Genomic DNA, 22,247 nt, shown 5'->3' with positions numbered 1-22,247 from the left:
AAGCGCAAGTGCCTTAATACAAAAAGCTGAACGCCTATCAATAAAGGGACGTTCAGCTTTCGTATCATAGAAGTCTAATAATAATTAGACTTCGTTTAATAACTCACGAGCAATAATGATTTTTTGGATCTCGCTGGTGCCTTCATAAATAGTGGTAATACGTACGTCGCGAGCCATGCGCTCAAGCGGGTATTCTTTAATATAGCCGGCACCGCCCATTAGTTGCAAAGCGTCATAACAAGCAGTATTCGCTTTTTCTGCGGCAAATAACTTCGCCATAGAAGCGGCTTTACCAAAGGGTAACCCTTGTTCTTTAGTATAAGCAGCTTGCATTAACAATAAACGGGCTGCCTCTAAATCTGTGTAACGTTCGGCAAGTTTCCATTGTAAACCTTGGAAGTTTGATAATGCTTGGCCAAACTGCTTACGTTCAGTGATAAAAGCACGAGCGTAATCCATGGCGGCTAAACCAATGCCTAGCGCTAATGAACCAATACCAATTCGACCGCCCGCAAGTTCGCCGACCGCAACGCCAAAGCCTTTATTTTCTTTGCCCATCATGGCACTAGCAGGTATCCGACAATTACTAAAGCTCACTTCATTAGTAGGTGATGCTTTTTGCCCCATTTTTTCTTCTGGCTTACTGACCGTAATACCTGGTGTATTTGCTTCCACTAAGAAACATGAAATACCCTTACCTTTTCGAGCGGTCGCGTCCGTTACCGCCCAAACAACAAAGATGTCAGCAAAGCTGGCACTGGTAATATAGAGTTTGCTGCCATTGAGTACGTAGGCATCACCGTCGAGTACCGCAGAGGTCTTCATGCCAGCAGGATCTGAACCGGCGTCATTCTCTGTTAAACAAAAAGCACCGGCTTTATATTCACCACTACATATTTTAGGTAAATACTTTTGCTTTTGCTCTTCATTACCAACCGCTTGAATAACTTCAGCAACCATATTTGTCACTGATGTTGTTACTGCGGTTGCTGCACATGCGCGTGCTATTTCTGTTATCGCTAAGCTAAAAGCAACCGTGCCTGCTTCAACGCCACCATATTCTGCTTTAATATTTAAGCCCATAAAACCCAGTTCAGTTAACTGCGCAAGGTTGTTGAGGAAAAGTGTTTGATCTTGGGTTTCATCAAGTTCGGCCGCTACAGGAGCTAATTCGCTTTCAGCGAATTTTTTTGCCATATCTTGAATCATCATCTGTTCTTCGGTTAATGATAAATTCATTCGTTACTCACTTTTATATATTAAATTTGTATTTATTTGTATTTAGATGCGTATTTAAAAATTAAATCGCATATTTAAATTTATTATTATTATTTTTTTCTAATTAACTAAACGATAGCAGCACCGATTTAGATCAATCAACCCAGCACAAACCAAAGTAATGCGACACCCAGAACTAAGCGATAGATAACAAATGGCATCATACCGACTTTTTCCAATAGAATAAGAAAGTAGTGAATGCAGGCATAAGCACTAAAAAAAGCTAACACACTGCCAATACCAATAGCATTCCAATCAACAGGACCCGTTTCAGTCATTAATTTTAATGTTAAATAACTCCCCGCCATCGCAATGGCAGGAATTGACAATAAGAAAGAAAATCGAGCCGCATTTTCTCGACTTAAGCCAAGCATCAAACCGATAGTCATTGTTATACCTGAACGCGATGTCCCCGGAATTAATGCTACCGCCTGTGCTAAACCAATCAGCATAGCGCCTTTAAATCCTAGCTTTTCAAAATCAATATGCTCAGTCGCTTTTCTTTTACCCGCTTTAATGTCAGCAAAACCCAGTAAAAATCCAAAAATTAAGGTAGTAGCAGCAATAACCAACGCAGTACGTAAATGTGCTTCGATAAAGTCTTTGCCGAGCAAACCAAATATTCCTAATGGGATAGTCGCAAATAATATCCACCAGGCAAGCTTGCCATCAAAACTAGTATTATCACCTTTTATACTGACCACCCAAGCAACAGCCATATTCGCGACATCTTTACGAAAATATAAAACAACCGCGAGTAATGTTCCAACATGCAAAGCAACATCGAGTGCTAAACCTTGGTCTTTCCAGCCTAAAACAGCTGAGGGTAAGATTAAATGTGCTGAACTTGATACGGGTAAAAACTCCGTTAATCCTTGGAGAATAGCTAAAATAAATATCTCTGTAATGGTCATTGCTTATTATATTCCTTATGTATAATTCAATTTTTTAATATCTAACTTTTATAATTGGCTTGACCAAGAAAAGTCTACTGTGGTTATTTGTTGTTGTGTTTTATCGTAAGCTTGCCAAAGCTGTTGGTACGATTTTTTTAAAATGGGGTGTTTAAGATCTGGCGCTACTTCAGCCAATGGCCATAAAACAAAGGCATTTTCTGTGATCTCGGCACGTGGAATTTGTGCTGGAGTGTCCAACACTAGATCGTCAAACAGTAATAAATCTAAATCTAAGGTGCGTGGGCTATATTTTTTAGCATCAATTTCTCGACCGTTGTTAAGCTCAATTTCGCGGAGTGCTTTAGCCACTTGTACTATATTAAGTTCGGTCGTCGCACCGATCACCATATTATAAAATTCAGCACCGTCGAATCCTACGGCTTTACTAGCAAATAAAGATGATAGCGTTAACTCACCAAGCAGCGCTTCAAGGGCAGTCAATCCTGTCTGTAAATAGTGCTGACGGTCTACATTACTGCCAAGCGAAATATATAAACGCGCCATTACCCATGATTACTGTTATTTGATTGGCTACCACGTTCAATTTCAACGCCAACTGTGATGGCATTATGCACCGCATTAGGCTTGGCTACTTTTAATTTAAGCCAAGGGATCTGATAAGTTTCGATTAAGAATTTAGCCAAACGCTCTGCTAATGTTTCAATTAAATCTACGGGGTTTTTATTAGCAAATTCGGCTATTTTTACTGATATTTCGGCATAATCGAGTGTTTTAGCTAGCTCATCATTTTCGGCCGGTTTGGCGGTATCCCACCCCATAACTAAATCAATCACTAAGGTTTGTTTGATTTCTTTTTCCCAATCGAAAAAACCTATGGTGGTTTGAATACTCAAGCCTTCAATATAAACTTTATCCATTAACGTACACTCATCTTTAATAAAACAACTAAAAATATAGGTCGATTTTACCTGTGCAAAGTTATAAAAACTAGTGGTTGACGGATCAATTCATTTTTTTTATTAATAGACGATAGAAAAACTTATTTCCATTGACATTATGAAAGGCTAGAATATCTAAAATTGTTGAAAACTTGTTATAATTAACCATCATTTTAACAATGAATTGAGAGGTTTTTGTATTAGCGCTCTATTAGTAACACTGATAATAATGCTTGCTGCCTATTTGGTCGGTTCGATTTCTAGTGCTATTTTATTGTGTAAGCTATTAAAACTTCCAGATCCTCGCACTACCGGCTCAAACAATCCTGGCGCCACCAATGTTTTGCGTATCAGTAACAAATTCATCGCTGCACTGGTGCTGGTCTTTGATATCCTCAAAGGCACTATTCCGGTGTGGGGCGCTTATTTCCTTGATTTAGACCCCCTTAATTTAGGGTTAATAGCACTGGCTGCTTGTTTAGGCCATATGTACCCTATATTTTTTAACTTTAGAGGCGGAAAAGGCGTTGCAACCGCACTGGGTGTATTATTACCGATAGGTTTAGATCTTGGGGGTTTATTGATACTGACCTGGGTAAGTGTTATTTATTTTAGCCGATATTCAAGCTTAGCCGCTATTATTACGGTATCGCTTGCGCCTTTTTATATTTGGCTATTAAAACCTCTATATATGTACCCAGTGATGATGCTTTCGGTATTAATTATTTTTCGCCACAAGGACAACATTTGGCGATTAATGAAAGGAGATGAAGGTAAAATATCCTTTACTAAGGCCAAATGAAGTCATTAATGTGCCAACTTTACCGCTAGTTATACCGCTGGTAAAGTATCTAACGGCCAACGTGGTGTCGCTTTAAACGATAAATCTGCATCTGTTCCTGCTTTTAAACGTTGCAAGCCCGCATAAGCTATCATCGCGCCATTATCAGTACAAAACTCAGGACGTGGATAAAAAACTTCTCCACCGAGCTTTTTAGTGATTTCCGCTAATTTTTCTCGAAGCGATGTGTTGGCGCTAACGCCACCAGCAATCACTAAACGTTTTAACTCACACTGCTGCAAAGCACGGCGACATTTTATTGCTAAGGTATCAACAACCGCTTCTTGAAATGCATAAGCGACATCGGCATGAGTTTGTTCATCCATACCTTCATTGCCTTGTGCTTTTTGTAACGCTATTTCTTTGCGAATAACGGTACCCGCAGCGGTTTTTAAACCACTAAAGCTAAAATCTAAACCTGGACGATCTGTCATTGGACGCGGCAATTTATAACGCCCTTTTGTGCCTTTTTCAGCCATCTTCGATAAAGCAGGCCCGCCGGGGTAATCAAGCCCAAGTAACTTAGCTGTTTTATCAAACGCTTCACCCGCAGCATCGTCAACTGATTCACCGAGTAATTCATATCGACCAATGCCGTCAACACGCACTAGCATAGTATGTCCACCCGAAACGAGCAGGGCAACAAAAGGAAACTCTGGCACGTTTTCTTCTAACATAGGCGCGAGTAAATGCCCTTCCATATGATGAACAGGCACAGCAGGAAGTCCCCAGCCGTAAGCTAAACTTCTGCCAATTGAACAGCCTACTAATAATGCACCCACTAAACCAGGCCCTGCAGTATAAGCAACGCCGTCTAGATCAGCAGGGGTTAAGTTAGCTTCTTTTAACACTTCTTTAATTAAAGGTATTGTTTTACGGACATGGTCTCGTGACGCTAATTCAGGAACGACTCCGCCGTAGTCAGCATGAACAGCTATTTGACTATATAAACGATGGGCTACAATACCTTTAGGTAAATCACCTTCTCCGTCATCATAAATAGCAATACCCGTTTCATCACAAGATGTTTCTATACCTAAAATTCGCATAATACCCTTAACCTAAAAGCCTAAATAATGTTTATTTCATTTTATTGAGCGATTTTAACGCCAAATACGTTAGCTATTATACCCATTTGATCAAGGTTGTGATCTACTTTTTTATCAGAAAAATAGATAATGATCAGCGACAACGTTTAATAAATTATTATTCGTTTTCCCCCCGTGAAAGTCAGTGGATATATAATAAAATTAGTATTAAATCAGTTAATTTTAATTTTAGAAAATATTACACTTTACTTTAACTAGTGCTTAGCTTTAGAATACGTCACCCAATTTTGATAGAGTGGGTGTTTGCGAAGCAATAATGCTTAAGCGATACACCAATCATATAGATACATACTAAGGTTATACATGCCAGTAATTAAAGTTAGAGAAAACGAACCATTTGACGTTGCATTACGTCGTTTTAAACGTTCATGTGAAAAAGCAGGGATCCTTTCAGAAGTTCGCCGTCGCGAATCTTACGAAAAGCCTACTTGGGAACGTAAACGTAAGAAAGCTGCCGCTGTTAAGCGTGCTGCTAAAAAAGTTTCTCGTGAAAACGCTCGCCGCGTTCGCATGTACTAAGATACCTTAGTAGTATTTAAGACTATCGAGTAAAATAAATGAGTTTAATAGACCAACTCAGAGATGAAATGAAAGTTGCGATGCGTGCTAAAGACAAATGTCGTCTTGGTGTTATTCGTATGGCCATTTCATCAATTAAGCAAGCCGAAATCGATCATAACCTTGAACCAACTGATGAGAACATCATTGTGATTTTAACCAAAATGGTTAAACAACGCAGAGAGTCCATCAAAATGTTTACTGACGGTGGTCGTGATGAGTTAGCTGCTAAAGAAGCTGAAGAAGTAACCGCGTTAGGATTTTTTCTTCCGCAGCCACTTTCAAGTGAAGAAATTAGTCAGTTAATTACCAAAACTATTGCTGATACCGGTGCTGCTTCAATGGCTGACATGGGTAAAGTAATGGCGGTATTAAAACCATTAATGCAAGGCAAAGCAGACTTAGGCGCAGTAAGTGGCCAAGTTCGTAATACCTTAAATGCATAACGGATTTTACTAAAGCTTACTGTTTTCGTTTTATTAAAATGTACATTTTAAAGCCGTGAAATTTATTTTCACGGCTTTATTGTTTTATATAATACCTATTTATCGTTTCACTTGGGTGAGAAGTTAAAAAACACCTATCCAGTACAGGTCAATTAGGTTTAAAATAACCTTCGCACAAACAACCAAAGAAAATGTAGACATGACTGGTATGATCCCTCGACAATTTATTGATGATTTATTAGCGCGCGCTGATATTGTTGAATTAATTGACTCTCGAGTGCCGCTAAAAAAAGCCGGCAAAAATTATCAAGCTTGTTGCCCATTCCATACCGAAAAGTCTCCCTCGTTCAGTGTTAGCCAAGATAAGCAATTCTATCATTGCTTTGGTTGTGGAGAACACGGTAATGCTATTTCCTTTTTGATGGAATTTGACCGTTTAGAGTTCCCTGATGCGATTGAAGAACTTGCCTCACATTATAATATGGAGGTGCCACGTGAACAGAATAACCAGAGCCCTGCGCAACTAAAGCAGCAACAACAAGTTCATAAACAAAAACAAGATGATTACGAACTGATGGAAAAAATCAGTCGTTTTTATCAACAACAATTAAAAGTTGCTACCGATAAAGATTCCGCCATTGATTATTTAAAAGGTCGCGGCTTAAGCGGTGAAGTGGTGAAGCGCTTTGGTATTGGTTATATCAGTGACGCTTGGGATGGGATGATGAACCATTTTGCCAAAAATCCTGAAAGCACTCAGCAACTTGTAGATTTAGGTATGGCAATCCCTGGCGATAAAAATCGTCCTTATGATCGTTTTAGAGGTCGTATTCAATTCCCCATTCGTGACAAGCGAGGTCGCGTTATTGGTTTTGGTGGTCGTGTATTGGATGATGGTACGCCAAAGTATTTAAACTCTCCAGAAACACGTATTTATCATAAAGGCCATGAACTTTACGGATTATTTGAAGCAAAACAAGCCAATAAACAATTGTCTCGATTGGTCGTGGTTGAAGGCTACATGGATGTTGTGGCATTAGCACAACATGGTGTCGACTATGCTGTAGCGTCGCTCGGTACATCAACCACCCCAGAACAATGCCAAACTTTATTTAGAACCGTTAAAGAAGTTATCTGTTGTTATGATGGTGACCGAGCAGGCCGAGATGCTGCATGGCGAGCCATGGAGAATGCCCTGCCTTTAATCAACGATGGTACGAGTTTAAAATTTGTATTTTTGCCTGACGGTGAAGACCCTGATTCGTTGATCAGAGAAAAAGGTCAACAAGCTTTCGAAGAAATTCTAGATAACGCCACACCCTTGTCAGTTTTTCTTTTTGATCACCTTTCTCTGCAAGTCAATATGAGTACTTTGGAAGGAAAATCAAAAATGATTGAGCTCTTCCAGCCTTACTTAAATAAGCTGCCTGATAGTACCTTGAAAGATTCAATTTTGACTGAATTAGCCAATAAATTCGCCCGTGGCAACGAAAAACGTTTAGACGAATTACGTAAAAAGAACAATCAAAACAACAAGGCGAGTACGGTAAAGAAGCAAAGTAAGATCACACCATTACGCCTTGCTATTGCATTATTACTTGAGCACCCCCATATCATTAGTGCATTACCGGATATTACTATTTTACAACAACTCGATATGCCAGGTATTCCTTTGCTAAATCGACTGTTAGTTTTATGTAAACAAAATTCAAAAATTAACAGTGCTCAGCTTATTGAACATTTTCGAGGGACCACTGAAGGTAGCCAATTAACAAAGTTAATGTGCTTACAACATCATGTTGAACCTGAAAATGCTGAATCGATGTTTATTGATGTAATAGAAAGTTTTTTAAACAAATTTATTGAACAACGTACGGAGCAATTGCTTGCCAAAGAACATGCAACTGGCTTAAGTAAAAGTGAGAAACAAGAATTACATAGTTTGTTAAGTGCGTAGCAAACAAAAATAAGTTGAACAAACTTTAACGCTGGCAATATACTAAGCAATTAGCTATAATTTCCGGCTTACTGTTTTCATTTTGATAGCCATAATTTAGGTGGACACTCGTCAATGAATCAAGCCCCACAATCTAGACTTAAAGAGCTCATTACCAAAGGTAAAGAGCAAGGTTACTTAACTTTTGCTCAAGTTAACGATCACCTGCCACAAGATATAATCGATTCAGACCAAGTTGAAGACATCGTTAGAATGATCAACGACATGGGTATTCAGGTATTCGAAACTGCTCCAGATCAAGATACCTTGATGATGACAGAAGGTAATACTGATGAAGATGCTGCTGAAGCAGCTGCCCAAGCACTTGCTACGGTTGAAAGCGAAATTGGTAGAACAACTGATCCTGTCCGCATGTACATGCGTGAAATGGGTACGGTTGAGCTATTAACGCGTAAAGGCGAAATTGTTATCGCTAAGCGTATTGAAGAAGGCATTAAGGAAGTTCAGCGTAGTGTTGCTGAATATCCGCCGGCAATCAATTTTTTACTCGATATGTGGGACAACTTTGAAGCTGAAGAAGTACGTTTAACCGATATTATCGTTGGCTTTTTAGACCCTGATGCTGAAGAAGAAGAAATTCCAGCAGCAGCGACGCATATTGGTTCAGAGCTTTCAAAAGAAGAGCTCAACGACGAAGATAAGTCTGATGGCGACGAAGAAGATGAGGAAGAAGAAGATACCGGTCCTTGTCCTGAACTTGCTAAAGAAAAGTTCACTCTACTTCGCAATGCCTACGAAAAAGCAAATAAAGTTATTAATGCTAAAGGTCGCGGTCATAAAGACGCACAAGCAGCGATTGATGATTTAGCTGAAGTATTTAAAGAATTCCGTTTAATCCCTAAACTTTTTGATAAGCTTGTTAAAAACATGCGTAGCGTAATGGATAGATTACGTATTCAAGAACGTTTAATCATGAAGCACTGTGTTGTTGGTGCTGGCATGCCTAAAACAACGTTTATCAAAATCTTTCCAGGTAATGAAACCTCTAAAGATTGGTTTAACGAGCAAAAAGCTGCAGGTCATGCTTATTCAGCAAAAATGTCTGATATTGAGTTAGACGTTGAACGTTGTATTTATAAATTAAACCAATTAGAAAAAGAAACGTTCTTAAATGTACACGGTATTAAAGATATTAACCGTCGTATGTCTATCGGTGAAGCTAAGGCTCGTCGTGCGAAAAAAGAAATGGTTGAAGCTAACCTACGTTTAGTTATCTCGATTGCTAAAAAATATACCAACCGTGGTTTACAATTCTTAGATTTAATCCAAGAAGGTAACATTGGTTTGATGAAAGCGGTTGATAAATTTGAATACCGTCGTGGTTACAAATTTTCAACGTATGCAACGTGGTGGATCCGTCAAGCGATCACCCGTTCAATTGCTGACCAAGCCAGAACGATTCGTATCCCTGTACATATGATAGAAACGATTAATAAATTGAATCGTATTTCTCGTCAGATGTTACAAGAAATGGGACGTGAGCCAACACCTGAAGAATTAGCTGAACGCATGATCATGCCGGAAGATAAGATTCGTAAAGTATTGAAAATTGCTAAAGAACCTATTTCAATGGAAACCCCTATCGGTGATGACGAAGATTCACACTTGGGCGATTTTATTGAAGATGGTAATGGCGAACTACCTGTTGACTCGGCTACCGCTGAAAACTTGAAAGATGCGACACACGAAGTATTAGCTGGCTTAACCGCTCGTGAAGCTAAAGTGTTAAGAATGCGTTTTGGTATCGATATGAATACCGATCATACGTTAGAAGAAGTAGGTAAGCAGTTTGATGTTACCCGTGAACGTATTCGTCAAATCGAAGCAAAAGCGTTACGTAAATTACGTCACCCTTCTCGCTCTGAGCAGCTTAAAAGTTTCTTAGACGGCGAATAAAGCTTTCATTTTTAAATAGATGACTTAAAATCCAGTAATTAATTACTGGATTTTTTTTGTCTTTAATTAACTCGACTCAATAATCAGCCAATCAAATTTTTCATAAAAGGACTTTCAATGCGCTCTCTCATTCTACTATTTTCTTTATTTTTAACACTACCTACTTTAGCGGCTAAATCTGGACCTATCGAAGTAACTCCCTTTGCAGGTTACCGTTTGGGAGGAGATTTTACTATTGCTGGAGATTTTTATGGTGTTGATGAACCTCAGTCATTAGCAGTAGATATAGATGAAGGCTCAAGTTTTGGGGTGATTGTTGCTTGGCCTTATGACAATAAACGACAAGGTGAGTTGCTGATAAGTCACTATGAAAGTGAATTAATTCCTGCCAGTTTACTAAGCCCTTATACTAGTGACTTATCGGTAACTTACCTACATATCGGTGGTAATGTGCCACTTTCAAATAGCTTAGTCCCCTTTTGGTTTTCTGGTGGCTTTGGTGTTACGCATTTTTCACCCGAGGCAAAAGAACTTGATGATGAAACTAAACTCTCAGTAAACCTAGGGTTTTACAGTAAATTACAACTCAATGACCGTATAGCGATTCGTTTAGGTGCAAGAGTATATGCGACACTTATTGACTCTCAAGACGCACTTTTCTGTGATAACAATACCTGTAAAATCGCAATATCGAGCGATATGTGGGTGCAAAGTGAATTATCAGCAGGTTTAACCTTCACGTTTTAAGACTTACTTATCAACAATAATATGCTTGGGATCAGATAGAAATGTTTGGTCCGTTAAGGTTTTCAAAAAAGCAATTAAGTCTTCTTTTTCTGCTTTTGTTAAGACAAACCCTTTAATGAACTGACTTTTCAGTGGATTACTTCGACCATCACCTTGATATTTACCCGTAGTAACATTTCGTCCACCCGCGGCATAAAAATCAATAACTTCCGCTAAGCTTCCAATACTGCCGTCATGCATGTAGGGCGCACTAACTTCAATATTACGTAATGTTGGCGCTCTAAATCGGCCATTATCTCTTGCTAACGTTGAAATTTCAGACAAACCAGTATCATGTTTAGGGTAACCTGATTTGTGACTATCACTAACATTATACAAACCCGTATTATGAAAAGGCCTACGATCAATTAGCTGTTTTTCATGACTGGTAGACTGAGTGAAATTAAATCCGCCGTGACAATGATGGCATTCAAGCTGCTCTGAGAAAAATAAATTCATACCGCGCAAAGCCGAGGCAGAAATAGCATTGTCATCAGCCAAATATGCATAGCTATCAAAAGGCGAATTTAAAGAAACTAAACTGCGAACATAGCTCGCTAATGCTTTCACAATTAAATCGAAACTTATGGTTTTTCCTGGGAAGGCTTCAGTGAATAAACGCTGATAACTCTTGGTATTAAATCGCGCTAAAACTTCTTCTTCATGACCGGTTATGCCTAGCTCAACCGGCGATTCACCAAACATAGGTAATAGTATTTGCTGTTCAATAGAGGTTAAACCGTCGTGTGCCCACGTTAACGTTTTGTTATACGCTATATTAACTAAAGCAGAGGCATTACGTCGATGTGGTTGTGCGGTGCTGCCAAATGAATGGGGAATATTTTCACCAAAAGCAAACTCTTGATGATGACAACTTGCACACGCTTGTTGTTGATTAGCTGACAAATTTTTATCAAAAAAGAGTTGTTTACCTAAATTAACTTTTGCTTGGGTCATTGGGTTATCTTGTGGTACTTGTGGTTTAGGAAAACCTTCGATAATTGGCCACTGATAATCACTTTCTAATTTATTATCATCACTACATGACTGCAAAGCCAAGCAAATGCCAAAAGTGAATAAGCACTGAAGTATTAATTTAAGTCGATGTAGAAGCCAATTACCCATTATTTTTTGTCTTAAATAACAACGATTCATTACTAGTATTCGCTCCCAAACCTAAGTTTTTAAATAACATTTTACAACTCTCTTCATCGATTGCCGATTGACAACTATTTTTGCGTGCTAATCCAACATCTCGTACTAACAACGCTAAATCAAATTCAATGGTAGAATTTTCCAAGGTAAAAGGTAAAGCAACAGCCACGCGATTAGGATACAAACATTCATTTTTTGGTGCTCGTACTGGGCTTAATGCTTTACAACCTGTAGAGCCTAGGTGAAATAGCCAGTCATCATTTTGAGAGACTAACTCGGCCCGCATAAATTTATGCCCCCCTTGCCATCCCCAAAACATTGAAGCGTCATTTAATGGGCTAGGCTGGGTTAATGGATTCAGGTGATTAAGTGCAAATGGTACACCTAAAGTAAAACGAATATCAGTAACAACAGCCGCTTCATCTAATGGCATTAATTCGAGTTGCCAATAACCTTTGCCATTTTTTCTATCACATATCTCTCCCAGTAAAGCGACATTGTCTGCTTGATTTGCATTTGTTGTCATCAGCCAAGGCTGCCAACCATTACTACTGGTATTCACTTCAACGCCATGTATAAAAAACTGTAACTGCTGATATTGCCACTTTTGTGATTCGCTACTTTTTAATTCATGAACATCAGAGAAACTGCTTGCACAGTTAATGTCAGTATTTTTATAAACAGCTTGAAAAGAAATTTTTGTGGGCTGTGACTTTTGAAAACATCCTGAAAGTAAGGTAATACTTAACCCAAAAATAGTTGTGACAGATAAAATTTTTTTTAATATATAACGGTTCATTTGAATAAGGCTTAATCGTTGAATGCAAAGTAATATTTACATGAAGTTAAAGTAATGTTAACGAGTTGGTTTTAAATTGTACGTTAACTTGCTATGGTAAAGCCATCAAATATTGAGCAGCTAAATAAAAAACGAGCACATTATGGCTAAAATATCATTACCTCTTGGCATTGCGATTATTTCAATATCTTATTTTTTACTCTCTTCAAATACATTCGCTCATTCAGAGCATGATAAGTCGAGGTTTGTTGCTGTTAATGGCGTAGATAAAGACCGCTGTGATAATGTTCTTAGACCCTGTAAAACAATTGCCTATGCGGTTAGCCAAGCAAACAAAGGTGATAACGTACTTGTTGCTTCAGGCGACTTTACAATCACTTCAAGCGAAGAATTATTTTATTTAAAAAGCGCTCTTGTCTCAGTCGTCGGAGGCTATAATCAGTTTGATCATTACCAATCACAAAGCCCTCAGTCAAATGTTACCACTTTACATAATATTCCAATTGAAATGGTTGATGAGCTTCGTAGCAACGGTTTTAGCGTTATTGCAGATGGTAAAGCCTTTGCTAAAGATAAAGATTTAAAACAAAAACTTGCAAGTTATTATCAACTCAGTGAGAGCCAAGCAAATGAACCTTGTGTTAATGGCAAAGCTGATATTTTTGACTGCAATAACATTGATTTACTCGCTCATTTCCCATTAACTGCAATGTCGAGTGATCCTGTTGAAGGCAACGATATTTGGGGCCATGTAGATTTAAATACGGGTAATGAATTTGCTATTATGGGTGTAAAAAATGGCGTTGTTGTGGTTAATGTTACAAACCCAACCACTCCTGTTGAAGTGGGTACAATAGCTGGAGTAACGTCAACATGGCGAGATGTAAAAGTTTACCAATACTTTGATGAAAATATCAATTTATGGCAAGCCTATGCTTATGTTACAACCGAAGGTGTTCGAAATGGTCCAACAGATTATGTGACTATCATTGACCTTAACAATCTTCCTCATTCAATAACCTTAGTTGAAAAGAATAAAGTCGTCAGTAGAGCCCATAATGTTTATATCACTAATGTTGATCATACCCTTAATATAACGCTTCCAGATCAAACAGCTTCACTGCAACTTATTGGCACAAACAGTAGGGGTGGAGCTTTCCAAAGCTATTCATTAGAAAACCCAAAAACATTAGTCAACGTTACTGCTAACAATTTTGGTAATGGCTACACCCATGATGGGGCTTCTCTTGTTATAGATGATCAACGTTCAGTTAATGATTGTGGTTTAACGTCAGGTAGCTGTACTGTTTTCATTGATTTTAATGAAGACGTCATGAAGTTATGGAATATCACCGATCCAAATAACTCAACTCAGTTAGGTGCGGCTGAATATAACGACGTAGCTCCGAACAATAAATATGTACATTCTGGTTGGGGCACTGAAGATAAGCAGTTCATTTTATTACATGATGAATTTGATGAATTTCGTGGTGGATTAAACACCACTGTTAGAATATTTTCAATTGGGGACCTAACGAACCCAACACAGGTTGGCCAATGGACAGGTCCTACACAAGCGATTGATCATAATGGTTTTGTTCGAGGTAATAGATACTATATGTCTAACTACGAACGTGGCTTAACCATTTTAGACATTACGGATCCTACAACGCCTACTGAAGTTGGGTTCTTTGATACTTTCACACCGAGTAACTCAGCAAGCTTTAATGGTGCATGGGGCGTTTATCCATTTTTACCGTCAGGAAATATTCTCGTTAGCGATATTAACAGTGGTCTGTATGTATTAAAAGATAACGCAAAAGCGTCAACGAAAGGAATGTTCAGCTTTACCAGTAAAAGCACAGAAACCGCTCAAGGAACAACACTCAACCTCATTGTGCAACGTAATGGTTCAGACATTACAGAAAGTACTGCGGTAAGTTACCAAGTAATTCAAGGTAGCGCCAAAAAAGGCACTGACTTTGATGTAGAAAACAACACACTCACTTGGGCTGCAAACGATAATACCAATAAGACAATAAGTATTGATATTGCAGATGACCTAACAAATACCGAATTGTCAGAGTCTTTTTTTATACGTTTATATAATCCAACAAATGGTGCAACACTTGGCTCAAACAGTTACAACACTATCAATATTACTGGGTTAATAGACAAAGGAACGGGAAGCTTTGAATTCGACGAGCAAACAATCGCAGAGAATGTTGATGAATACACCGTAAATGTTAACCGAATGGGTAGCACATCGGGCAGTATCTCATTCCAGTATCAACTGACTTCAGGGCAAGCGATTATTGGTAGCGATATCATTGATGCATCGGGGCAAGTATCTTGGGGCGAAGGTGAAAGTGATACTAAAAAAATTATATTAACTATTATTGATGATATTGAAGAAGAAGAAAATGAAACGTTCACCTTAACCTTATCAAGCATCGATAATAGTCGGTTAGGTAATAATGCAGAGATTATATTCACTATTGCTGATGATGATCAAAATACAGCACCTATGGTTACCCTAAGAGAAAATTTTGAAGTAAATACTAATCAAGGTGTAACGTTAACGGCTCAAGCCATCGATGCAGAAAGCGACAGTATGACCTACTTATGGGAGCAAACAGCAGGCTCAACGGTATCAATAACTAACGCTGATATGTTATCAGCTAGCTTTACAGCCCCAAATAACGCTACCTCGTTAACATTTAAACTTACCGCTACTGATTTCAGAGGCGCATCAAGTACAGGGAGTGTTATTGTTTCAGTAGTCGCACCTGTTGTAGTAACACCAACGCCCAACACACCAAGTAGCGGCGGCACAATATTATGGCTAACAATCCTTTCATTATCTTTATTAACCAAGAGAAAAGTCATTATCAATAAATAGTATCTAGGCAATAGTGATATAAAATCACCCGTATTGCCTAACAATTAAGCGAACAACGTAAAATTTATCATTTTTTAAAAATACGCTAGTGACAACAAAATAAAAAATGCTTATACTTCACGCCGCTTTAAGTTGAAGTCTCAATTTAAAGCGGATAAAAAGATGGCCCCTTAGCTCAGTTGGTTAGAGCATTCGACTCATAATCGACAGGTCCCCTGTTCAAGTCAGGGAGGGGCCACCACTTCTTCTTACAATCCCTTTAAAATAAAGGGTTACAGTATCTTAAGTCAAACTTTTAACACCTTTTTTAACACTCTAATACGCTAACACTACTCAGCTTCGTTGTCTATTAAGCCCAGAAATAGCTCTTTTAGTTCAGGATGCTCTAGTTCTATTTTTGCAATCATTTTATTTTTTAAACCACTAAGTGTATCTATATCTAGCTTACCGTATGAATCCGCTTTTTCTGACGGCAAACGCCCTAGGCATTTTTCTTTCTGTCCCTCTGATGCACCAACATCTAATAACAGTTGTTCAACAATATCTCTAATTCTATGTTGTTGAAAATTTTTAATCTCTTTAAATCCTATTCCATCAGCTCCTCGCGCCTTTTCTTTGTCAAGCAAGCTTTGCTTAACATAGTTAAAGTAATCTCCAAACTTGGTCAAAGGTTTCCCACTATTAAACTCACTTTCGAACATAAATACAGGAATACCACACTTATCTTTCTGTAATAGAACATTATTTACCTGCTTAAGCTTCTCTGTTGTCAGAATGTCAACCAACCTCAATGGTATTGGGTGCCGCACAAAGCCACCTTTACTCTCAAGAGAAGAAATAACAATGGATTGCTTAATAAAGTTTACTGTCTCCCAAAGCTGTGTGTTTGTGCGCTTACGTCTTGTTGATGCCATTAATTGTATAATTAGACTTAATCCTAATCTATCATGCCCAAGGCGATAAGCTTCCTCGATGAATAAAGCTAATGTTGACAACTTAGGTGGTTGTTTATCAGATTTGTCTGCTCGCGAACGATCCCCTTTATTGAATAGCTTTTGCACATCTATTTTAATATTCATCTGGTTCTTAGCGCTATTAATCGCAGCAGGAACAATTTTCATAAGCTCGTTGTTATCGGAAGCCCCCCTGTCTGTAATTGGCCGTTCTAAGAAATCAATTTTAAATGATTCTCGACAGTAGTTAGCCATAAGCTTTTCTCCCCAAGAGCCAGAAAAAAAACGCTTAATAAAACGCTTGATTTTAGTTTGGTACTCTCGCGTTTTTCCTTCCATATGAAACTCTAACAGTTCTCTGAAAGTCTTTAATTCGCGATATTCTCCATTCAAAATATAATTTTTGTCTCTCCATGGATGCTTATCTTTCAAACGCAGTAGAAACCGATCATGAGCGTTTACTAGAGTTTCTATATCTTCATCTCTAAACAGATAATCTTTGTCATACCAGATTAATGAGAAATATTTAGAATGGTTATTTTCTCGTAAAAAAATTGCTTTTCTCTTTTGTCCACATCGAACAGACATTCCCTTATAGCCTTCAATAACTTTATTTGCCTCACCTGAAAACCCTTGCAAGAACTCTTTCATGCACTGCTTAGAGCTTTTATTCTCATTCACCCTTGATAGTTCACAGGACAATTGAGTACTTTCCATGGCATCATTTTTAGCGTCAAATGTAGTATCAACGGTTGCACATGAATAATTAGTTGGTTTAGGAATTGAACTATGTGAATGGGCATTACTTTCTACCAACTCTATCTGACGAGCCATGGAGGAAGCCATAACACATATTTTTCGTAAATCTTTTGGGGAGAAACCCTCACTTGTAAATATATCAGCGACGAACTGTAAGCGTTCATCTTCTAAATGCAATAACGAGCTTGCTATGCTTGTTGGCATAACGCTTTGCTCATTATGTAGGCTCGTTGCTTGCATTCAGATTTATCAGTTAGTAATTAAATAATTACACTTAGTATAGCGGGATGTAACTGTTATCAAAATATTTCTTCATCTAAACATGCGGTAAGTTATTGTATTTGTTGATAACGCATCCTTTACTCTCCCTATTTTTTTATATAAATAAAATATTAACCTACTCATTTAACTGAATTTTTTTTTGCCTATATCTGACTCTTATCCCACCATTTTTTGCAATTTTAACCGCAAAAAATTCTTCTTCTATTGGCGACAGCAAATAGCCAGGAGGGGCTTTAAAGAGTGAAACGATTTTAAAGCCCCTATCTGGCTAATCCTTTCATTTATCAAATTTGTTTTGAACCCCTTGTTTAGATTTACCTATGTGATAAACATTAATTAACAACGAAGAAAATTATGGCAACTCCAAACTGGGTCGTTAAAACAAAACAACTTAAAAAGAATAATTTCTACAACCACATTAATTACTTAACAGATAAAAGTCGCTCCTCACATTTCTACACGAAAATTTATGTGCTGACGGATAACGCGAATAACATAATCAAATCGATAGAATGCCGTCAAAAGGCAAGGAAAAAGGCTGGAGTACGCGGAGGTGGTATTCAAAACGCAGCAACAGTGTTCATCATGTCGCTACCTAGGGAAATTCCTTTGAATAGCAGGCAGTGGTCTAAAATACTTCATCTAACTTACCGTAATATCGCGAAAGAAACAGGGTTAAGCCTAAAAGAAATTCGAGAACACTCTTTTGCTGTGCTTCATGACGAGAGCGAATCACCTGATAAGTGCAGCCATATACATCTTGTCGTGTCTAATGTCATTAATGAAAAAGTGCAGAAGAAAATGACGCAAAAATGTACAACACACACTGTAAAAATGGCCTTCAACGAAGGAGTTAAAGCAACTGTTGGAATAGATAATCTTGATTACACTCCAAAGAGAAGACAAAATAAAAACCGTCCACAGTGGGTCGTTCAAAAAGAAAAAGTAATTAAAGCCGAAAAGAAAATTTTAGCGTTAAAACAAAGCTTTGTAGAGTTGATTAAAAGTATCAAATTATGGGCATCAAACTATCTTTTAAATCTAGTTGAAGCCGCCTCTTTGCAAGCTGAAGAGATCGCTCCAAAACTTAATGATATTGTTCGAATCTCTAATCAAGCAGGTGATGAATTAGGCAACATGATCAGTAATATCGAAGATTTAGACCCTGATATGCCTGACTCAGCCAAAATCACTCCCAAAATAAAAAGGAAGCTTTAAATCAATACCTAATGGCGTTATTTTACTCCTCGCGCTTCCGCTCTTGATGTTTATTTCTGAAATGAGAATTTTAATATAAACAACGGAGAAAAACATATGAACCTACCTATATATTCAATCGCTTATAAATTATCAGAAAAATTAGCCGACGCATTAAATGACGGAACCTGTATCGACTGGCTGAGTCAAGAAATCGAGCTGATGATTGAAGAAGACGTGAGCTTTGCCAATGCACTTAAAGCTACACCTGTAAAATACGCAAAACAGATGTTTGACAAGTTATGGGACGACAGAAGACTGTGGAATGGTAATCGCGCTACAAGTCTTGCTCAATCAATTCAAGACACACACTACGACAATTTAAAACTTATAACATTCGGTAACTTATTAGAATCTGGATTACTATTTCAACTCGCTGTAAGTGCATATAAAGATATACATATTGTTCAGAATGATAACGGCGTAGTAAAAAGGCTCTGTAGCTTAAGTTCTTACTATGATCTCAATGCATACATTAGAATGAAACGACAAGAAGATGATGACGGTACGAATTTGTCATCAACAAATAGAAATCCAAGCGTTAAACCAAAAAAATAAAAAACAACACAACCACTGCATGCCATTGATGTTATTATACATATTTGGATAATAGCCAAACTTAAACTATAATATGCCTCACTTAATGAGGTGTTTTATGTACAACGAACGTATAAAAGAGATCAAAACTTTCTTCGAAGCCGAGCAGCAAATTCCGCTTCGTTCCAACAACGAACGCTGGCAGATCATAGGCTCAATAATTACTCAAGTTAAAACAAAAAAGCTCTACACAGAACATGGACTGAAAATCCATGCCCTAATGCAATCAGCTGGGAAAAACTGGTGGGGAATGACCAGCGTTTAATCTCTCAGTTTTTGTAATAGTCACTGAAACTCAACATCTGAAAATAATAACTCGACAGGCACTGAATATTCGTTAGCGATCTTTAATAGTTGCGAAGCGGATATTCGGTTTAATCCACTTTCAAACTTACTGTATTGATGATTTGACACGCTTAAAACGTTACCAACAGCCTGCTGGCTAAGCCCTTTAAACAATCTAACCCTCTTTAATTGCTGAGAAATTATTTTTACTTCGGTATCTTCACTATTCAGGTTATTTTACACTACCACCTAAGTTTTAGTTGACAGGAAGGGTAAGGCCATTTTAAATAAGATGCCCCATCCTAAAGCTTGATTTATAAAATAATAATAAATTTTTTACGGAAATTGATTAAAAATACGTTGTATTGAAACTTAGCTGTATTGAGTTACTTTAATGCCCACTAGTTTCAATATGTTAATAAACATTTGCCAACAATAAACACTTCGGATCAATCAGTAGCGATTAAGTCGGATATTTGGTACCAGATCTCATTTTTTTACAAAAGGCTCTGCTTGTTTCTTAATAACTAGAGCTTCTTATTTATCTATTCAAGGGAATTCAATGAAGAACAAAGGAAAGTTAATAGCACTTATCATAAGTACATTTATCCTCACAGCGTGTGGCGGCGGAGGTGGTAGTGACAACTCTGGTGGAAACAATGGCGGAGGCGGCACCACACCAATCAATAATGCGCCTACTATATCAACAGATGTTTCATCTGTTACATTAGATGAAAACTCTGCAACTACGTTAACCATCACAACCTCTGATGCGGATGCCGACAATGTGTCTGTTAGTGTGAGTGATAACTCAGATGCTTTCAGTACGAGCTTATCGGGTAACACGCTTACCATCACAGCTATAGATGTTGATGCCGATGTTTCAGGTACAATCACGTTGACAGCAAGCGATGGGAAAGGCGGCAGTTCAATGACAACCATCTCAGTGTCAGTGACGAATATCCCAGACAATGTTTTTCCTATCATATCTACCGAGCAATCTAGTTATGAATTTTTTGAGCAAACAACCAATCGCATCCCCTTACTAATGAGCGACCCGCAAGACGATATCGTGAGTGTTGAGGTAACGACAAGCAATGACTTGCTCACCGTGAACTACGACAGTGACACACAAGAAGCGGTTGTTATCACAGGCGATGTGACCGTAAATACGGAGGATCAAGCCTTTACCGTCTTGGTGACTGATGCCCTTGGTAATACAGCTACAATAGATACGCTCGTGTCTATACTTTTTGTCGAAGTGGTTAATGCTGACCCAAGCATAGTCATCAACACCGACTCAGGCATTGCCGATTACACCGTGATCGACCGTACACAATTGGTTATTCCTTTTACCGCAAGCGATGCAGAAACTGCCGCCAATGCTCTGACGTATGACGTGGTTATTACGGATTTAGATCCGATTGCAAATTTTCCTTTCACCTTTACGTATGAAGTGGACGTGGAAAATCAATTGGTTATCATCCAAATGCCCGCTTCACCAATTACCAGTCACGACTTTAGCGCCAGTATTACCGTGCGCGATGCAGGCAGTCTTACCGCCACTGCCGAGGCACGTTTTACCCTCTTAAAATCCATTTCCTTATCAGAAGTTTCTGTCGAAAACGTGCCTAATATCATGTTTGAGGGACAATCGTACACCCTAACTTATCGTGTAAACGCCCTAGATACCGAGCATTATGCGTTCCATGGTGTCGATTATTACAATGACGGCGACCGCGCTGAAAATTTACTGGATTTTTCAGTCGATGCAACCGCACAAACCATCACCATTACCCCAAAAACAGGCGGTGCAGGTAAAAATATTCCACTGGCATACACCTTTACCTTTCGTGAAGATGGCTTGACCAATTTCGGGCTGATCCGCGTCAATGTAGCCACCGCGTGGAACGCTAATCAAGTCGCCATGAGTGAAAAAGTCGCAGAATTAGGGCGTCACTTATCACAAGGCATGGAATTAGAGTTAGCGGCTGAATTTATGCTTGACGCGTTGTTAATTAACAACACTATCAGTCAACAAACTTACGAAGCACGACTGCTTGCACTGACCAATATTGAAAATCGCGTCATGAATGTGGATGTCGCGAGAAACAACCACAACAGTTACATAGCGACCCTAAACATGAGTGAATTTTATGCCGATGCGTCTAGAGCACAAAACGCGATCAACTTGATTGATGGACTCATTCGCGGCTTAGAAACAACAGGGGTGTACGTGATTGCTATCGTCAATCAGTACGCCACGGAACTTGGCTTAGGCGAGGTGCTAGTCAGTGATAATGCAGAATATACACTGAACACTACGGCACGTGTCTCGCGCTTTATCGGCAACACCAACTATGGCAGTTATGTGAACAGCGAGTGGGTATTCAACAGTGCATTCAAATTCTTAGATGCTATCGCGCGTAAAGCGTATAACAACAGTCTTTAATGATAATGAGGAGAGATAAA

At 38.5% G+C, this 22,247-nt stretch carries 20 protein-coding genes and 1 tRNA gene; 12 read left to right on the top strand and 9 right to left on the bottom strand.

Annotation, left to right across the window (positions count from 1 at the left end):
* Positions 1–84: 84 nt before the first annotated feature.
* The 4 genes from H4J70_RS02740 to folB all read right to left on the bottom strand — a co-directional run bounded on the left by H4J70_RS02740 (position 85) and on the right by folB (position 3,112).
* A complete protein-coding gene (locus tag H4J70_RS02740; RefSeq protein WP_070374843.1) occupies positions 85–1,239 on the bottom strand; it encodes an acyl-CoA dehydrogenase family protein in 1,155 nt (384 codons plus the stop codon).
* Between the two features lie 137 nt (positions 1,240–1,376).
* Complete coding sequence (locus tag H4J70_RS02735; protein ID WP_182250588.1) at positions 1,377–2,192, bottom strand: undecaprenyl-diphosphate phosphatase; 816 nt, start codon at positions 2,190–2,192, stop codon at positions 1,377–1,379.
* Between the two features lie 48 nt (positions 2,193–2,240).
* The gene (gene folK, locus H4J70_RS02730) at positions 2,241–2,738 is read right to left on the bottom strand and encodes a 2-amino-4-hydroxy-6-hydroxymethyldihydropteridine diphosphokinase (protein WP_070374845.1); all 498 of its coding nucleotides are present in this window, start codon (positions 2,736–2,738) and stop codon (positions 2,241–2,243) included.
* Positions 2,738–3,112 carry a dihydroneopterin aldolase gene (gene folB, locus H4J70_RS02725; protein ID WP_182218033.1) on the bottom strand — a complete coding sequence of 125 codons (375 nt, stop codon included), beginning with the start codon at positions 3,110–3,112 and terminating at the stop codon, positions 2,738–2,740. Before folB ends, folK begins: the two co-directional genes overlap by 1 nt.
* A 220-nt stretch (positions 3,113–3,332) precedes the next feature.
* Here folB and plsY point away from each other — a divergent pair, with 220 nt between their 5' ends.
* The gene (gene plsY, locus H4J70_RS02720; protein WP_310733556.1) at positions 3,333–3,935 is read left to right on the top strand and encodes a glycerol-3-phosphate 1-O-acyltransferase PlsY; all 603 of its coding nucleotides are present in this window, start codon (positions 3,333–3,335) and stop codon (positions 3,933–3,935) included.
* 29 nt (positions 3,936–3,964) lie between these two features.
* Here plsY and tsaD read toward each other — a convergent pair whose 3' ends face one another.
* The gene (gene tsaD / locus H4J70_RS02715; RefSeq protein WP_070374848.1) at positions 3,965–5,023 is read right to left on the bottom strand and encodes a tRNA (adenosine(37)-N6)-threonylcarbamoyltransferase complex transferase subunit TsaD; all 1,059 of its coding nucleotides are present in this window, start codon (positions 5,021–5,023) and stop codon (positions 3,965–3,967) included.
* Positions 5,024–5,386: 363 nt separating this feature from the next.
* Here tsaD and rpsU point away from each other — a divergent pair, with 363 nt between their 5' ends.
* From rpsU to H4J70_RS02690, 5 genes are all read left to right on the top strand, one after another.
* Positions 5,387–5,602, top strand: coding sequence for a 30S ribosomal protein S21 (gene rpsU / locus H4J70_RS02710; RefSeq protein WP_011045067.1), 216 nt, complete (start codon positions 5,387–5,389; stop codon positions 5,600–5,602).
* A 38-nt stretch (positions 5,603–5,640) separates the two neighbouring features.
* Positions 5,641–6,087 carry a GatB/YqeY domain-containing protein gene (locus H4J70_RS02705; protein WP_182218037.1) on the top strand — a complete coding sequence of 149 codons (447 nt, stop codon included), beginning with the start codon at positions 5,641–5,643 and terminating at the stop codon, positions 6,085–6,087.
* Positions 6,088–6,286: 199 nt separating this feature from the next.
* Entirely contained in the window at positions 6,287–8,044 is a 1,758-nt protein-coding gene (gene dnaG / locus H4J70_RS02700) for a DNA primase (protein WP_182218038.1), read from the top strand.
* Between the two features lie 114 nt (positions 8,045–8,158).
* Positions 8,159–10,000, top strand: coding sequence for an RNA polymerase sigma factor RpoD (gene rpoD / locus H4J70_RS02695; protein ID WP_146798012.1), 1,842 nt, complete (start codon positions 8,159–8,161; stop codon positions 9,998–10,000).
* 117 nt (positions 10,001–10,117) lie between these two features.
* Positions 10,118–10,747: a hypothetical protein gene (locus H4J70_RS02690; protein ID WP_182250587.1), complete on the top strand. Its 630-nt coding sequence runs from the start codon at positions 10,118–10,120 to the stop codon at positions 10,745–10,747.
* A 3-nt stretch (positions 10,748–10,750) separates the two neighbouring features.
* Here H4J70_RS02690 and H4J70_RS02685 read toward each other — a convergent pair whose 3' ends face one another.
* Positions 10,751–11,911 carry an MbnH family di-heme enzyme gene (locus H4J70_RS02685; protein WP_182250586.1) on the bottom strand — a complete coding sequence of 387 codons (1,161 nt, stop codon included), beginning with the start codon at positions 11,909–11,911 and terminating at the stop codon, positions 10,751–10,753.
* The gene (locus tag H4J70_RS02680; RefSeq protein WP_182218042.1) at positions 11,904–12,740 is read right to left on the bottom strand and encodes an MbnP family copper-binding protein; all 837 of its coding nucleotides are present in this window, start codon (positions 12,738–12,740) and stop codon (positions 11,904–11,906) included. The genes H4J70_RS02685 and H4J70_RS02680 overlap by 8 nt, the downstream gene beginning before the upstream one ends.
* A 142-nt stretch (positions 12,741–12,882) precedes the next feature.
* On the opposite strand from H4J70_RS02680, the gene H4J70_RS02675 reads away from it, so the two are divergent.
* Positions 12,883–15,642, top strand: coding sequence for a choice-of-anchor B family protein (locus H4J70_RS02675; RefSeq protein ID WP_182250585.1), 2,760 nt, complete (start codon positions 12,883–12,885; stop codon positions 15,640–15,642).
* A gap of 164 nt (positions 15,643–15,806) precedes the next feature.
* A tRNA-Ile gene (locus H4J70_RS02670) sits at positions 15,807–15,883 on the top strand.
* A gap of 88 nt (positions 15,884–15,971) precedes the next feature.
* On the opposite strand, the gene H4J70_RS02665 is transcribed toward H4J70_RS02670, so the two are convergent.
* Complete coding sequence (locus tag H4J70_RS02665) at positions 15,972–17,558, bottom strand: hypothetical protein (protein ID WP_182250584.1); 1,587 nt, start codon at positions 17,556–17,558, stop codon at positions 15,972–15,974.
* 432 nt (positions 17,559–17,990) lie between these two features.
* Here H4J70_RS02665 and H4J70_RS02660 point away from each other — a divergent pair, with 432 nt between their 5' ends.
* The 3 genes from H4J70_RS02660 to H4J70_RS02650 all read left to right on the top strand — a co-directional run bounded on the left by H4J70_RS02660 (position 17,991) and on the right by H4J70_RS02650 (position 19,755).
* Positions 17,991–18,854, top strand: a complete 864-nt coding sequence (locus H4J70_RS02660; RefSeq protein WP_182250583.1) for a hypothetical protein — start codon at positions 17,991–17,993, stop codon at positions 18,852–18,854.
* 96 nt (positions 18,855–18,950) lie between these two features.
* Positions 18,951–19,451, top strand: coding sequence for a hypothetical protein (locus tag H4J70_RS02655; protein WP_182250582.1), 501 nt, complete (start codon positions 18,951–18,953; stop codon positions 19,449–19,451).
* Between the two features lie 97 nt (positions 19,452–19,548).
* Positions 19,549–19,755: a hypothetical protein gene (locus H4J70_RS02650; RefSeq protein WP_182250581.1), complete on the top strand. Its 207-nt coding sequence runs from the start codon at positions 19,549–19,551 to the stop codon at positions 19,753–19,755.
* A gap of 20 nt (positions 19,756–19,775) precedes the next feature.
* Here the strand turns inward: H4J70_RS02650 and H4J70_RS20965 are convergent, their stop codons facing one another.
* Positions 19,776–19,976: a helix-turn-helix domain-containing protein gene (locus H4J70_RS20965; RefSeq protein ID WP_404842480.1), complete on the bottom strand. Its 201-nt coding sequence runs from the start codon at positions 19,974–19,976 to the stop codon at positions 19,776–19,778.
* A 361-nt stretch (positions 19,977–20,337) separates the two neighbouring features.
* On the opposite strand from H4J70_RS20965, the gene H4J70_RS02640 reads away from it, so the two are divergent.
* Positions 20,338–22,227 (top strand): Ig-like domain-containing protein, encoded by a 1,890-nt coding sequence (locus tag H4J70_RS02640; protein WP_182250579.1) that lies wholly within the window; start codon positions 20,338–20,340, stop codon positions 22,225–22,227.
* Positions 22,228–22,247: the final 20 nt, after the last annotated feature.

The organism is Colwellia sp. BRX8-9, assembly GCF_014077245.1.
GTDB lineage: Bacteria > Pseudomonadota > Gammaproteobacteria > Enterobacterales > Alteromonadaceae > Colwellia_A.
This window is presented reverse-complemented; position numbering and strand designations above follow the sequence as displayed.

Bases quoted from the DNA above. Each gene is read 5' to 3' on its own strand.
- H4J70_RS02740 (WP_070374843.1), bottom strand. From the start codon at position 1,239: ATGAATTTATCATTAACCGAAGAACAGATGATGATTCAAGATATGGCA.
- H4J70_RS02735 (WP_182250588.1), bottom strand. From the start codon at position 2,192: ATGACCATTACAGAGATATTTATTTTAGCTATTCTCCAAGGATTAACG.
- folK (WP_070374845.1), bottom strand. From the start codon at position 2,738: ATGGCGCGTTTATATATTTCGCTTGGCAGTAATGTAGACCGTCAGCAC.
- folB (WP_182218033.1), bottom strand. From the start codon at position 3,112: ATGGATAAAGTTTATATTGAAGGCTTGAGTATTCAAACCACCATAGGT.
- tsaD (WP_070374848.1), bottom strand. From the start codon at position 5,023: ATGCGAATTTTAGGTATAGAAACATCTTGTGATGAAACGGGTATTGCT.
- rpsU (WP_011045067.1), top strand. From the start codon at position 5,387: ATGCCAGTAATTAAAGTTAGAGAAAACGAACCATTTGACGTTGCATTA.
- H4J70_RS02705 (WP_182218037.1), top strand. From the start codon at position 5,641: ATGAGTTTAATAGACCAACTCAGAGATGAAATGAAAGTTGCGATGCGT.
- dnaG (WP_182218038.1), top strand. From the start codon at position 6,287: ATGACTGGTATGATCCCTCGACAATTTATTGATGATTTATTAGCGCGC.
- rpoD (WP_146798012.1), top strand. From the start codon at position 8,159: ATGAATCAAGCCCCACAATCTAGACTTAAAGAGCTCATTACCAAAGGT.
- H4J70_RS02690 (WP_182250587.1), top strand. From the start codon at position 10,118: ATGCGCTCTCTCATTCTACTATTTTCTTTATTTTTAACACTACCTACT.
- H4J70_RS02685 (WP_182250586.1), bottom strand. From the start codon at position 11,911: ATGGGTAATTGGCTTCTACATCGACTTAAATTAATACTTCAGTGCTTA.
- H4J70_RS02680 (WP_182218042.1), bottom strand. From the start codon at position 12,740: ATGAACCGTTATATATTAAAAAAAATTTTATCTGTCACAACTATTTTT.
- H4J70_RS02675 (WP_182250585.1), top strand. From the start codon at position 12,883: ATGGCTAAAATATCATTACCTCTTGGCATTGCGATTATTTCAATATCT.
- H4J70_RS02665 (WP_182250584.1), bottom strand. From the start codon at position 17,558: ATGCCAACAAGCATAGCAAGCTCGTTATTGCATTTAGAAGATGAACGC.
- H4J70_RS02660 (WP_182250583.1), top strand. From the start codon at position 17,991: ATGGCAACTCCAAACTGGGTCGTTAAAACAAAACAACTTAAAAAGAAT.
- H4J70_RS02655 (WP_182250582.1), top strand. From the start codon at position 18,951: ATGAACCTACCTATATATTCAATCGCTTATAAATTATCAGAAAAATTA.
- H4J70_RS02650 (WP_182250581.1), top strand. From the start codon at position 19,549: ATGTACAACGAACGTATAAAAGAGATCAAAACTTTCTTCGAAGCCGAG.
- H4J70_RS02640 (WP_182250579.1), top strand. From the start codon at position 20,338: ATGAAGAACAAAGGAAAGTTAATAGCACTTATCATAAGTACATTTATC.